At 39.0% G+C, this 12201-nt stretch carries 11 protein-coding genes; all 11 read right to left on the reverse strand.

Annotated elements, in window-relative coordinates; genetic code table 11:
• Window positions 1–137: 137 nt before the first annotated feature.
• Window positions 138–2054 carry a Ti-type conjugative transfer system protein TraG gene (traG, locus tag ACFIQC_RS04850; RefSeq protein ID WP_375630151.1) on the reverse strand — a complete coding sequence of 639 codons (1917 nt, stop codon included), beginning with the start codon at window positions 2052–2054 and terminating at the stop codon, window positions 138–140.
• Window positions 2055–2209: 155 nt separating this feature from the next.
• Window positions 2210–3844, reverse strand: a complete 1635-nt coding sequence (locus ACFIQC_RS04855; protein WP_375630152.1) for a BID domain-containing T4SS effector — start codon at window positions 3842–3844, stop codon at window positions 2210–2212.
• 10 nt (window positions 3845–3854) lie between these two features.
• Window positions 3855–4073 carry an antitoxin VbhA family protein gene (locus tag ACFIQC_RS04860; protein WP_375621556.1) on the reverse strand — a complete coding sequence of 73 codons (219 nt, stop codon included), beginning with the start codon at window positions 4071–4073 and terminating at the stop codon, window positions 3855–3857.
• Between the two features lie 61 nt (window positions 4074–4134).
• Window positions 4135–5205, reverse strand: a complete 1071-nt coding sequence (gene virB11 / locus ACFIQC_RS04865; protein ID WP_375630153.1) for a P-type DNA transfer ATPase VirB11 — start codon at window positions 5203–5205, stop codon at window positions 4135–4137.
• On the reverse strand, window positions 5202–6362 hold the full coding sequence (gene virB10, locus ACFIQC_RS04870) for a type IV secretion system protein VirB10 (RefSeq protein WP_375706813.1): 1161 nt from the start codon (window positions 6360–6362) through the stop codon (window positions 5202–5204). Before virB10 ends, virB11 begins: the two co-directional genes overlap by 4 nt.
• Entirely contained in the window at window positions 6355–7221 is an 867-nt protein-coding gene (gene virB9, locus ACFIQC_RS04875) for a P-type conjugative transfer protein VirB9 (RefSeq protein ID WP_375621532.1), read from the reverse strand. Before virB9 ends, virB10 begins: the two co-directional genes overlap by 8 nt.
• Entirely contained in the window at window positions 7218–7922 is a 705-nt protein-coding gene (locus tag ACFIQC_RS04880) for a virB8 family protein (protein WP_375610599.1), read from the reverse strand. Before ACFIQC_RS04880 ends, virB9 begins: the two co-directional genes overlap by 4 nt.
• The gene (locus ACFIQC_RS04885; RefSeq protein ID WP_375610598.1) at window positions 7876–8178 is read right to left on the reverse strand and encodes a type IV secretion system protein VirB7; all 303 of its coding nucleotides are present in this window, start codon (window positions 8176–8178) and stop codon (window positions 7876–7878) included. The genes ACFIQC_RS04880 and ACFIQC_RS04885 overlap by 47 nt, the downstream gene beginning before the upstream one ends.
• A 210-nt stretch (window positions 8179–8388) precedes the next feature.
• Window positions 8389–9375: a type IV secretion system protein gene (locus tag ACFIQC_RS04890; RefSeq protein WP_375610597.1), complete on the reverse strand. Its 987-nt coding sequence runs from the start codon at window positions 9373–9375 to the stop codon at window positions 8389–8391.
• The gene (locus ACFIQC_RS04895; RefSeq protein WP_375630154.1) at window positions 9362–9847 is read right to left on the reverse strand and encodes a type IV secretion system protein VirB5; all 486 of its coding nucleotides are present in this window, start codon (window positions 9845–9847) and stop codon (window positions 9362–9364) included. The genes ACFIQC_RS04890 and ACFIQC_RS04895 overlap by 14 nt, the downstream gene beginning before the upstream one ends.
• On the reverse strand, window positions 9844–12198 hold the full coding sequence (locus ACFIQC_RS04900) for a VirB4 family type IV secretion/conjugal transfer ATPase (RefSeq protein ID WP_375612194.1): 2355 nt from the start codon (window positions 12196–12198) through the stop codon (window positions 9844–9846). Before ACFIQC_RS04900 ends, ACFIQC_RS04895 begins: the two co-directional genes overlap by 4 nt.
• Window positions 12199–12201 lie beyond the last annotated feature (3 nt).

The following is a 12201-nucleotide window of genomic DNA, read 5'->3' on the forward strand; positions in this document are numbered from 1 at the left end:
TTTAAAGACTTTTCCCCATATTTTTCTTGTTGTATCAAGCGGGAATTCCTTCTTTATAGGCTTTTATGAGATAGAATCTCTGCTTTTATCCTTTGATGTTTTTGTTTTGATGCATTGCCTCCATTAGAGGGTGTTTTTTAGTTTTTCTTTTGTGGAGCAAAGCGGTTTTTTGCAGCTGCGGCTAACATTTCTTTTCTTCTAAAATAGATCGCTCGACCACAACGTAAAGGGGGTTGTCCTTGCATCAGAATAATTTGTTCATCTTGACGCATTTCTTGAATAACTTCGTGGGGTAAAATCAGGGCTCTTTGTTGGTAATTGACGTTGTATGAACTCTTTCCTAAAGATAAACCTCTTGATTTGTTTGTTCCGGTTACTTCAACGGTCATTTGGCCACAGCGTTCTGAAATGTCTTTGGCAGTTTGGAGATCTTTAATGGCAGCATAGCTGACAAAGGAACAACTTTCAAACCATGAACGTGCTCCTGCTTCTCCAAAGTGGTTGACCAACTGGCCAGAGGATTGATAGAAGAGCATCAAGGATGTACCGTATTTACGTCCACGATCGCGGGCTTCTTCTAAAATATTCATATAGCCTAGAAGATCAACTTCATCTAAGACAAATAAAACACGCTTTTTATAGTTACCGTCTGCTGTAACCATGGCATTGAGAAAGGCGCCAATAATCACACGTCCAATAGCTGGATAACTGTTTAAAATGCTTGCGGGGAGATTGAGAAAAACATCTGTATTGCCATTGGTAATATCTGAGGAAAAAAAATCATCTCCGCAGACAAGATCTGCATAATTGGATAAAGAAAGCCATTGGGTGTCTTTTGAGGCGGTGGTATAAACCCCTGAAAAGGTTTGCTCTGCCATTTCTGTAAAAATACCAACCATTTCACGAATAAAAGGAGAAGGTGTTGTTTCTTGAATCATGCGTAATTGATTAACAACAGCTGTTTCTGATTGAGAGAGAATACCACGCAATGTTTTTAAATTGCGCTCGCTGTCTTCATATTCATCAGAAAATACAACATGAGCAAGAAGAGCTGTTAATAGATTATGGGCTTGTGTTGAGAAATATTCCGCTGAAGAATTATCTGATTTTTTATCTGTAAGAAGCAACTTTGAAAAGCTTACAATATTTGCTTCGCGTTGTGTGCGTGGTACGCTGTCGTCTAAAAGCCAATCGATGACATTAAAGTTTTTTGTTAACAATGAGTTGGGATCGAGAACAATGACATTTCTATTTCCCATTTTTTGACGCGCAAATTTGACCATTGGGGCAACTTCTGTTGAAGGATCAAGACAAATAATAGACCCTGGATAGGTTAAACACGTGGGAACTACTGTACTTGTTGTTTTATAGCCACCAGAACCAGCAAAAAAGATCATATGAGTTGAACCAAAATCAAGATTAAAGGTTAGCAAAGGGGCTGTTCCACCCTTTCCCCATGTTGTTTTATTGCCAGGTGCAAAGGGAATGTTGCACACATTATCTTGATCGACACGGTATCTTTCACCCACAACAATTTGCCCATTGGCAGGAAAGATTTTTGCTGCCTCTCTTAAATTCATCCAAGCGGCCTCACCAAAAATACCTTTTTTTGCACGCTTGACCTTACTTTTAGGGGGAAGGGTTGTTACGAATTGAATGATGGAAAAAAAAACACCAATGATGATGCCAAAAACAACCATGGGGTCCATGAATTGAAGAGCATAGCCCCATGTTATTCCTTGTTGGCCAACATAGGGACTTAAACGTTTTATTTCACCACTAATATAGTAAAGAGCGGTTGTTCCAAAAAAGACAACGGAGACAAAAGTGATCATTTTACGCAGGTGCAGTTTTTGCGAGAGACTATACAACAATGAAACAGCAGCCGTTAGTGCTAAGACTAATAAAGGCTCAGAACGAAGTGTCCAATAAATTTGATCGCTTTTTAGTCCATTTGTTATAAACAATAAAAAATGAGGGACAAGGAATATCGTTAAAGCACCTAAAGCGATCGGTGTTAAAATGAGTACCATTTGTGTTTTGGTATATTTCATTGTATTTTACTTTCAATTCTGTCAGAATATGTTGCGAAGTGCTCTTTTCCCGTTGTGTGATATGAACTCTCATCTCTTTTTGCAAAGGTGCAGATAACGCCAAACAGTTTTCGCTTATGAGCCTTTCTCATTAAGGAGGAAGGTTTTGTCTATTCTTAGCAGGCCATAGCGAATGCTTTGGAACGGTGCATTGTGCATACTTGTGCTTGCTGGTGTACTTCTTTGGTTTGCTTAATAATTTGTGTAATTTGTTTGGCTTTATTTTCTGATACACCAATGCTTTGAGCCAATGTTTCATAATCATTATTTTGAACTGCTTTATGTTCATTTGGTGAGAGACGGGTGTTGATCTTTTTTACAAAGTTGCTGAGCTCTTTTTGACATAAAGGATTTTTTGTTAAAGCTTCTTGTTGTAATTCTTTTGGCAAGGCGAAGAGGTCTTGCAAGCTTTGACTTGGCATTTCTACCGTTTTTGCACGACGACTTTGTTCTGTTGCATGTTCTTGCGTAATTTCCTTTTCAGCATGTTTTACAGCATACGCGAAATTTGCAACGGCAGTACAGAGCATCTCAAGATGATTTTTAGCGTTTGCACGTGTCTGGTTTTGTAGTCCACATAAACTGAAACCGGCAAGATGAGAAATAGAGTGCGGTGCTCTTTCAATCTGGTTAGCGAGCTGTTGGCCTAAGCTTGGATTTTTGATGATTTCTACCATCTGTTTGTTTAATGTTTTTTCGTTACCATAAACAATTTTTGACAATTGCTGAACCTGTTTTAGGCTTGCGTGGACACAAGAATCTTCTGCAACCATTTGGGCCGTTTCATTTTCTGTCAAAGGGGCTAATCTTTCTTCTGGAATGAGAATGCTTTCAAGCTTTTTTGTTTTGGGAACGGTAAAGGTAAATCTATCACCAGGTTTTAATGTTTTGAGTTGTTCTGGCGTGAGCTGTTCTTTATTGCCGATGATGTAAGCGCCTTTCACATTGAAAGCAAAGCTATCATAACCAGCACCCCTATAGGTACCTGTGTAGGTTTCACCTTCTTTTGCAACCATAACAGGACGATCATTAACATTGCGCCCAAGTTCTTTCATGTTGCTCATGAATTCCTTTAAAAGAAGTATTTTATTGGGATTAGAGATATCTTCAAACAGATGTTGCATTGGTTCTAGATCACCATTTTCTGCTACAGCAACACTGGCGAGCATCATGCGTTCTTTTGTAACAAGTGAAAAATCAAGCTGATGCCCTGCGGCTTTGGCAAGATTTTCAAAAAAGACTCGTTGTGTACGTCCATTGCCTTCTCTAAAAGGATGAAGTTGGTTAAGGGCGTTAAATAAGCTTATTGCTTCAGCGTTAAATTTCTCACGCGTTAAGCCTTGCAAATTATCTTTTTCGGCAAGCGTTTGATCTAATTTTTGTAAACCGTCTTGGATTTCATCGCCGAGTGCAAAAGGATTTTCCCATCCTGTTCTTTTCATTTCGGGCATAGCGGCTATGGTGCCATCTTCAAATGTAAAGGGGAGATGGCGCAGATATCCAGCCCATTCAAAGGTATTTTTAAATAAGTGGTGATGTATAGAGCATAGATAGGAGCTATCAAACTTTTCTGGTACGGGGGATTCACGCAGATTAACCATTGCTTCTGCTGTATCATGTGAGCATTTCTCCAGAAAGGATTTTAAGTCTTTTATTCCATATTTATTTTTGAGTGTTGTGGTGTTTGGGTAGACATAATGATGGGGAGAAACTGTCTGTATATTTTTTGTCTTTGCTTTTGCTTTTGGCATCGCAGCTTCCTTATAATTTTACGTTGTCCATAAGAGTGTTAAATTCCTCGAGTGAAATATTCCCCTTTGCGTATTCTTCTAAAATTTTGAGTGTTGTAGGATGAAGCGCTATTCCCTCTATCGTATGGGTGCTGATGGCTGCTTCAACGGCTTCACGGCGTTTTTTTAATTCTTCCTCTGTCATCGATAAAAGATTTTCTCTATTTCTGTTTCGTTGGTTTTCATGCATTTTTTCTCTTATTTGCAATTGTTGCTTTAAAAGAGCCTTTGGCAGCCGGTGTGATCTTCTTTTAGTCACCTCCAAAGATGTTTCGTTGTTTGAAGGGATCGTAATAAATTTCTGTGACCTTAAATTTTCCTTCAATCCGTTTGCATTGGATGATGATATCAATCATTGAAATCAACAGGCCTCGAATATCATCACGCTCTAAATCACCACCGCCTTCACTTTCTTTGACCAAAAGGGTCATCTGCTCAAAGGCTGCAAGTGCTGTTGATGCGTGAACCGTCGTAATGGAACCTGGATGGCCTGAATTGACATTGCGGATATAATAAAAGGCTGTACCATCTCGAAGTTCTTGCAAAAGAATACGATCAGGACGCATCCGTAAAGATGATTCAAGTAACTCTTTGGGCCCAACGGAGGCTAAGCCTTGTCCATCTTTTGAATAGAACATTGAGACATGGTTAGGGTGTGGTATCACCAATTCTTGCGTGTCTTCAATGGTGATAATACGCTCTTCTTGAGGGATTTTGGCGATTAATGCTTTTGATAATGTTGTTTTACCCGAACCGGTTTTTCCCGCAATTAAAATATTTTTCTGGCATTCTACAGCTTGATTTAAAAAAGAGACAAAGTCTTTATTACAGTAGGCATTGGCTAATTTATGCTCGATGATTTTGAGTTCATTAAAACGAGAATGATAGTCATTCAAAGGTGTGAAAGAGACCTGTTCACAGAGCGAGAAGAGGCCTTTCTTGGCGAGTTCTTCGAGAGAAAAACTCTGCGATGATGGTTTACGAATTGTCATACTAATCGTGTCTTTTTCGACAGCCGGCGGAATGACAATTTGAATGCGCTCATTGCCTGGTAGCGTTGCAGATAATATTGGGTTTTTGTCCGATATGTTTTGCTTGGAATAGGAGGCGACAACTTTCGCAATCCCCATAAGCTCATTAAAAGAGAGCCTCGGTGCTTCTATTGTTTTCCATCCATCAAATCCTTCAGTCATGACTTGATAGGGACGATTGATAACAATTTCAAAGAGTCTATCATCTTTCAAAAAAGCACTGATGGGTTCAAGTTTTGTGAGAACAATCGCAACGGTTTCATCGCTCATGGTATGTAAGTTTGAGTTCATTCTAAAGTTACCGCCGAATTTTTGTAAAAGTTTCTTGAAACAGCTCGATTGATAATCTGTTTTTTGTTTTCGATGACTTTCAATTTATAAACGCTGGAAAAATCTAAATCGCGGGCAACAAAGATATTCACCATTTCCCCTTGGTTTTTGGATAATGTTGGAGGAATATTGGCGTAATTTTCTACGAGAATGTTTGCGATGTTTTGTCCTGAAGAGATTGTTTCAGTTTCTTCTTTTTCCTGTTTTTTTGATAAACGTTTATTGGCATAGTGTGTTGCATCTTTTATTAGTGAGACAAGAAGCGCAGACCCAATCCTCTCGAGCCAATGGTTATCAATATCTCCATCCATACCAGAACGCCCTAAAGCATCCGTTGCCGGTGAAGCTAAAGATATAATGATACCATTGGGGGTTTTTGCTCTATTCCATAGTACAAAGAGACGTGTTTGGCCTTTTTTCAATCCGGCGCGATATTCACCAACAATTTGGGTGCCTTTATCAAGAAGCACAACACGACCATTGTCTGATAAGATATCTCTGGAGATGATACAACTGGCAAAACCTTGTTGATCACTGTTGATGGCTGTTTCTAAAATACAAGGAATAGAAGTTCCCATCGCGATGATGTAGTTTCGATTGCCAAGGGTTGAAGCACGAATACCTTCAAGCACTGTGGGTTTGAGAAGATGATTAAAACGTTGTGTCGTTTCATCAGGTTTGCTTTCAAGTTGGTGAGGCAAAGCAGCATTATTTGTTTGTGAATCTATTTTGCCTTGTTGTGTACTTGCATAAGCTAATACAGGAGCACGTTGTGCTGCCTCCAGCAGTGAGTCATCAGAATTTAATTGATTGATGTTTGGTGTTGGTAGCTCGACTTTTGGTAATAGAGCGTTATTTCGTTGAGGCTGTTCAAAGGGGGGAGGGGTAGGCTTTGCAGGATGAAAAAGCTCTGTTTGTTTTATAACTTTTCCTTCTTTTGAAGATTCAATTGGTTGCTTTTTGTCTGTAACAAGTGTTGAATAGGCTAAATAAAGACAGACACTGAAAAGAATAATAAGAGCAATAGCTTTCCCCACATTGTTTTGTTGACTTTTCCCTTGAGCATTTTTTATTGTATCGCGATCATTAATGCTTTTTTCATCCACGGTGTTATTCATGGCTGCTTCCTAGGTTCACTTTACGTTGTACAGATGGTGATGTCGTACCTGTTTCAGGATTAATTCCTTTTGGTACGAACCTTTTGTTAAAGATGCACAATACTTCATTCCCACGTCGTAGCGTGAATTGTGCAGCTGTTGCATGAACAATAACCTTGTTGCCTTTAATCGATTTGGGAATAAGCGCTTCTTGCCCATCAGGCGATACAATGTAAATGGCAGGGATTTCAATGTTGCCTAAAAAGGTAAAGGTTGTTGTTTTCCCATTATCATAGACAGAAGCAGGTTCAATAAGAGATGAGCCTTGAGCTTCATAAGCCCAATTGCGTGGTCCAAAATCTTCATGGATATTTAAAATATCATTGACAAAGTTTTCTTCACGTTGTTTTTCTTTTTCTGCTTCGGCTAATTTCTTACGTAAGGCTTCATCTTCTGGATAACGAAACTTTACCAAGAAATACGTCTCATTGCCGGCTGAAACATCGCCTTCACGGACTTGTAGCTCGAATTGATAAGAGCGTTGTGTTCCATCTTGGCGGCTTGTGACAATTTGTAAATTTGTCACAGGCTGAACTTCACGTGGTTTGAGAAAAACAAAGTGTCCAGCCGGTGCAACTTGCCAAGCAACCGAATTTCCAATTCCTACATAGGTTACTTCTTCATCAACGGCAAATTCTAGTTGAACCGAAGAGCGAATGGAGCCAATGATTTGTACGACGTTGTAGGGGTCATAATTGACAAATCTGATGCGGTTATCTTTACGTGCACTGACAGGCGCTGTTTCCGCAAGTGAGAGAACTGTGTGCAAGCTGACAGTGATCGTAAAAATTAAAGAGATTGTTTGTAAAAGTCTGATCATTTTATCACCTCTGGATCAGATCTATATTCCGATACTTGAAAACCAAGAGGGTTGATAAGACGATCAGACGTTGAAATGTGTGCGTTCACGTAGGAAAAATTTAAGATTGAAATCCAATGGGAAATATTTTCTTTTTCATTCAAGTCTCTGATCGTTTTATAGTAACGAACTTGGATAAGATCTTTACTTATAAAAGAGATTGATTTGATTGTGATCGTAGCAATCATGTTATGATAAATGTTTTGCGGACTTTCTGGATTATTGCCCGCGTACCATTTTGCAAAACGGTTTTGTTCTTTTGGAGAAGATAAAAGAGAGACTAAGCGAAAATTGTTTTCTGCTTCTGATGCTTGAAAACCTTCACGAGCGCGAACGTATTGGCTGGCAAAATAACGCGTTATCGCTTCATCATAGTCGTTAGGGGATTCTTTTAGGGCGCTTACAGTGTCAATAATGCCTGTTGAGTTATCAACGCGGATAACAAAAGGCTCTACTGTTTTCAAAGGCGTCAAAGCTGCGACAGCTAAAGCCAGCGCAATTGTCATCAATCCAAAAAGCACTGTTAAAGCCATGGAGATTTTCATCCGCACACGCATGCTATGCATGCGATCAATGTCAAATGAGCGCGCTTCTTTTATATATTCTTCAAGGGCATCACTTTTCACGCATAACCTCCACAGTTTTATCAGATCGTGCTTCATGAATAACCGGCTTTAATAAAGCTGAATTGGCTGTTACTTTTTCACTTTCCAAAGTATTGAGAATGATGGGAGTGGTAACAGGCTTTACGCTCTTTTCTGGGTAGACAATGTTTTTATTGTCCCAATTCCACTTATCTTTATTTAAAGCGCGTGTATGTTTGCCATTACAGCGTGGTGGTTTTTTAGGGCCACTCAAAGAGGCACAACCAGTAAGAGCGATTGTTAGGACCATAACAAAAGTTATTTTTCGTTTCATTTTTTGAACTCACAAATATCTTGGAATACAATGCATGAGAGCCTTTGTTCTGAACATTTTTACAAGTTTATGTGATGCAAGATTTTGATTGGTTTTGTTGTTAGACCCAAGATGTTAGATCTTATCTGAAACAGGATCATGGCGTGTACGCCAAAGGGCGCACACAAGGCAAAAACAAAAATGCTTATTCTTTTAAAAAGGTGCTTTATCTTAAAATCGACCACGACCGCCTCCGGATTTACCTGCTTTTGCTGCCGCCCCTGCCGCACTTCTAACAGCGTTACCGGCAGCTCCTGAGATTTGTGAAGTGGCACTTTTTACTGCATTGCCACTCGCTCTTGCACCATTGGAAAGCATTGTAAAAATCTGTCCTCCTGAAGAGACACCAGCGTTAAAGTATGGTCCGCCAGAGGCCAGCGCTGTTGCAATACCAGGAAGCGCACGGAAGATAATAACTCCTATGATCGAAATGACGATGACAGGGGGAAAAAGAACATAAATTGATTCATATGAAACTTTGAGAACCTGTAGGATAACTTGACATATAATAGTTCCAAGCATGATTACGAGAACTTGTAAAATGGTAAAATTGATCAAAGTTGTAATCCATGCATCGGAGTATTTTCGCGTTGCATTGAACAAATACAAACTAATGAATAGAGGCCCAAGACCTATAATCATGACGAGTGCAACTTGTGCAAACATTTGCACAATAAAACCACCTATACAAAAAAGAATAACCGCGAGAAGCATGATAGAACCAAGAAGACCCACAATGATCTTTTCAAAAAACCAAGCATTATATAAGACTTCTTGATAACGCGAACTTGCTTTTAACAAAATATAATCAAAAACATTGGAGCTTGCAGGATTACTGTTAAGCGCATTCCCAATAGCATTGGATAAATCATTGAAGAAAATATCCTTGACATAAGTATTAAATGTATCCGCATTCGTTGCCATTGTTGTAACAACAACGATTTTAACAACATTATTGAGAAGACTATGCATGGAAAGCGCAACGCGACCTGTCATAACATTATAGCCATAAAGAAAGATAAAAATGATTGCGGCGAGATTTAAGGGCGCTGAAATAGCAGAAGACAGCCCACTCACCGTCGTGTCCATCACATTATCAAGGGGTTTTAAAATATACCCAGAAACGCTTTCAAAGGGAGAAAAACTAAAGTCTGACATTTGTACTTGTACTTTCAAGTTTTTCTTTTAATTGTTTTTCTTTTTCTTTTAATTGTGCCTCAAGATATTTATGCTTTTTTTGTTCCTTTTCTTCACGTAGCTCATCTTTTGTCTTCGTATCTCTTGCTTGAATCATATCAAGAGACTGAAGTTTTAAAGAATTCACTTGAAGATCGGCTTGAAGAAGAGAAAGTTTTATTTGAAGCTCTTGTTGAAGGGCTTGCAATTCTTCAGGCTTAGTGTCTTTTTTTGATTGAATATTTTCAAATTGATGATTTATTTCTTTGATTTTATTTGCAGTTTCAGTTGCGCTTTTATAAATGTTTTCAGCTGTTTCTGATTTTGCAGCATCTAATTTTTGTGTGTTCTCGAGTGCTTGTTTATAATATTCATCTACATCGGGTGTTGTTTGCGCTATTGCATGAGAAATAAAAGAAAAAGATAACAGTGTAACTAAGCCATATTTTTTCATTGATTTTTTCTCCTTTGATAAAATATGGGCAGCCATTTGTCAGGGGCAGCTCCATATTCGTTGATAATTTCATTCATGAGTTCAATGTTTTTTGTTGTGCCGCTTAAAACGGCGATCTCATCATTCATTCCACGTAAGTTAAGTTCTGCAACGACGGAACTTTGTCCTTGTTTGATGAGAAAACGACGGGATTCTCTGCTTAACTCTGACTGTATCAGTTCAAATTCACGCTCAGTAAGTTTGAAAGCTTCGACATAATCATTGTAATTTGCTTTTTGATTTGGAAAAAATATTTGGGTGGGGCATTGCTCAATAATTGTGTGTGCGATTGTTGAGTTCAAAGCATCTTTAGGGCTTTGTGTTGCAAAGAGCATCATGCCATTTTGTTTACGGATTGTTTTTAGCCGATCTTGCGCAAAAGCTTTGAATGAATCATCTTCTAAAGCTTTCCAGAATTCATCAACGACGATAATGATACGTCGCCCATCAATCAAATCAAGAATGCGGTGAAAAAGATACATCATTAAGGGGCGCCGAATTTCTTCATTATCTAAGAAATCGGTCATGTCATATCCAATGAACTGCGCATTTAAATTGAGATCATCTTGGTCATTATCAAAAACCCATCCTAAATCATTGCCTCTAATCCAGCGTTGCAGCCGTATGGCAATTCCTTCTTTGGATGTGTTGTCAAAAAACAGTTGAAGGGCACCAAGAGAGCGCTGGGTTGGGGGTAAGTTTTCTAAGGAATCAATGGCTTTGGCGATATCTTGTCGCTCTTCTTCTGTTACGATTTGCCCTTCAGCAGTCACCAGCTTTAAGATCCAATTACGAAGAAAGATTTTATTTTTTTCGGTGTATTCCATGCCCTTTAAGGGAGCAATACCCGTGGGCTGCCCATTTTTTAAAGGTTTGTATTTCCCTCCTCCAGCCCGTACAAAAATCTCTGCTCCTTGATCTTTATCAAAAAAAACCATTGTTGGATTGTGTTTTTGTAATTGTGCAAGAAGAAAATTAACAATCACTGTTTTACCAGATCCTGATGGACCACAAACAAATGTGTTTCCAAGATCGCCATAATGAAAATTAAAATAGTAAGGTGAACCAGCCTGTGTTTTTAGCAATGCGACAGCAGCTCCCCAAACATTATCGTTCAGTTTTCCAACAGGGAAAGAATGGAAGGGCGATAAAGCGGCAAAATTTCTGCTGGTAATGGCGCCTGAACGTGCACGATAGCTAAAGTTTCCAGGAAGCTGTGCCCACCATGCTGCTTCCAATCCTAAATCTTCTCTGGCAATCACGGCTCCTCCATTGGTTAAATGGGAACGTGCTTTTGATAAGTTTTCAGACAATATTTTAGGATGATCAGCAAAAACAGCTAAAGAAATGTGGTGTTCTCCCAAAACAAAACGGTTTGATTCTAAATCATCTAGCGCTTCATCCAGTGCATCGATTTGTGAGCTAGCACGGTCAGCTGCATTGATCATTTGATTTTGTTTGCGGCTCATAATCGCACTGGCGGCTGCCTTACTTTTAAAGACAAAGGATTGTGTTAAGATGAATTCAAATGGCACCGTAAGCAGACCATCAGTCATACCTGGGCGTGTTTTAGAAGGATACTCTTTCCATCCAAACATGCCCACAAAGCGTTCATTGCTTTCATGGCGAATTTCGATAATTTCTTTCCCAAAAATAACACGATCCGAGTAAATTGTTGAAGCAATAGTTCCAAATGTGAGAGGAATACGCTCACGTCTTCCCCCCACTAGCTGGTGGAGAAATTCACTTTGTTCGGCAAATAAAAGTCCTTCATGTTCATAGATGGATAGCAGACGAACTTCATATTCTTCCAAACCTTGCATAAGATCTTGACTTAACTCTTCGAGTTTACGAATAGCTTCCTCATCGGGCTCAGATTGTGTTTTCTTGGCTTTGCTCAAGCGCTGAAAAAATGAAACCAGCTTTTCTGTTTTATCCGCGGCCGGATTCCAAAGCAGTGAAATAAATAGATCATTTCTATACAGTTCTTGCGAAACCATTTTCTTTTTATATTTTTCATCTAATGTTGTTGCAAAAGATGAAAGAAAATGACCTTCTGGGTATATCGTTTCACGGCGGCGGATGATGTGAGAATATAAAGCAAGCCGTTCGTCTGCGATATTTTTTAAAAGGGTGTTTAATTGGTTGTGTAAAGAATTTAATTGATCAATATCCGCAGTGTCAAAATTTATACCCTCAACAGCCATCACAACCATTAAACATCGTGAATTTAAAGCAACGACATGTTGGTTGATGTAGCGTATATAGGGGATATATTCTTCAGGCAAAGTTTCCCGTTTCATTATTGACATCTG

This window comes from Bartonella sp. AA126HLJHH (assembly GCF_042197425.1).
Taxonomy (GTDB): domain Bacteria; phylum Pseudomonadota; class Alphaproteobacteria; order Rhizobiales; family Rhizobiaceae; genus Bartonella.

Coding starts and splice junctions, on each gene's coding strand:
- traG (WP_375630151.1), bottom strand. CDS start 2,054: ATGAAATATACCAAAACACAAATGGTACTCATTTTAACACCGATCGCT.
- ACFIQC_RS04855 (WP_375630152.1), bottom strand. CDS start 3,844: ATGCCAAAAGCAAAAGCAAAGACAAAAAATATACAGACAGTTTCTCCC.
- ACFIQC_RS04860 (WP_375621556.1), bottom strand. CDS start 4,073: ATGCATGAAAACCAACGAAACAGAAATAGAGAAAATCTTTTATCGATG.
- virB11 (WP_375630153.1), bottom strand. CDS start 5,205: ATGAACTCAAACTTACATACCATGAGCGATGAAACCGTTGCGATTGTT.
- virB10 (WP_375706813.1), bottom strand. CDS start 6,362: ATGAATAACACCGTGGATGAAAAAAGCATTAATGATCGCGATACAATA.
- virB9 (WP_375621532.1), bottom strand. CDS start 7,221: ATGATCAGACTTTTACAAACAATCTCTTTAATTTTTACGATCACTGTC.
- ACFIQC_RS04880 (WP_375610599.1), bottom strand. CDS start 7,922: ATGAAGCACGATCTGATAAAACTGTGGAGGTTATGCGTGAAAAGTGAT.
- ACFIQC_RS04885 (WP_375610598.1), bottom strand. CDS start 8,178: ATGAAACGAAAAATAACTTTTGTTATGGTCCTAACAATCGCTCTTACT.
- ACFIQC_RS04890 (WP_375610597.1), bottom strand. CDS start 9,375: ATGTCAGACTTTAGTTTTTCTCCCTTTGAAAGCGTTTCTGGGTATATT.
- ACFIQC_RS04895 (WP_375630154.1), bottom strand. CDS start 9,847: ATGAAAAAATATGGCTTAGTTACACTGTTATCTTTTTCTTTTATTTCT.
- ACFIQC_RS04900 (WP_375612194.1), bottom strand. CDS start 12,198: ATGTCAATAATGAAACGGGAAACTTTGCCTGAAGAATATATCCCCTAT.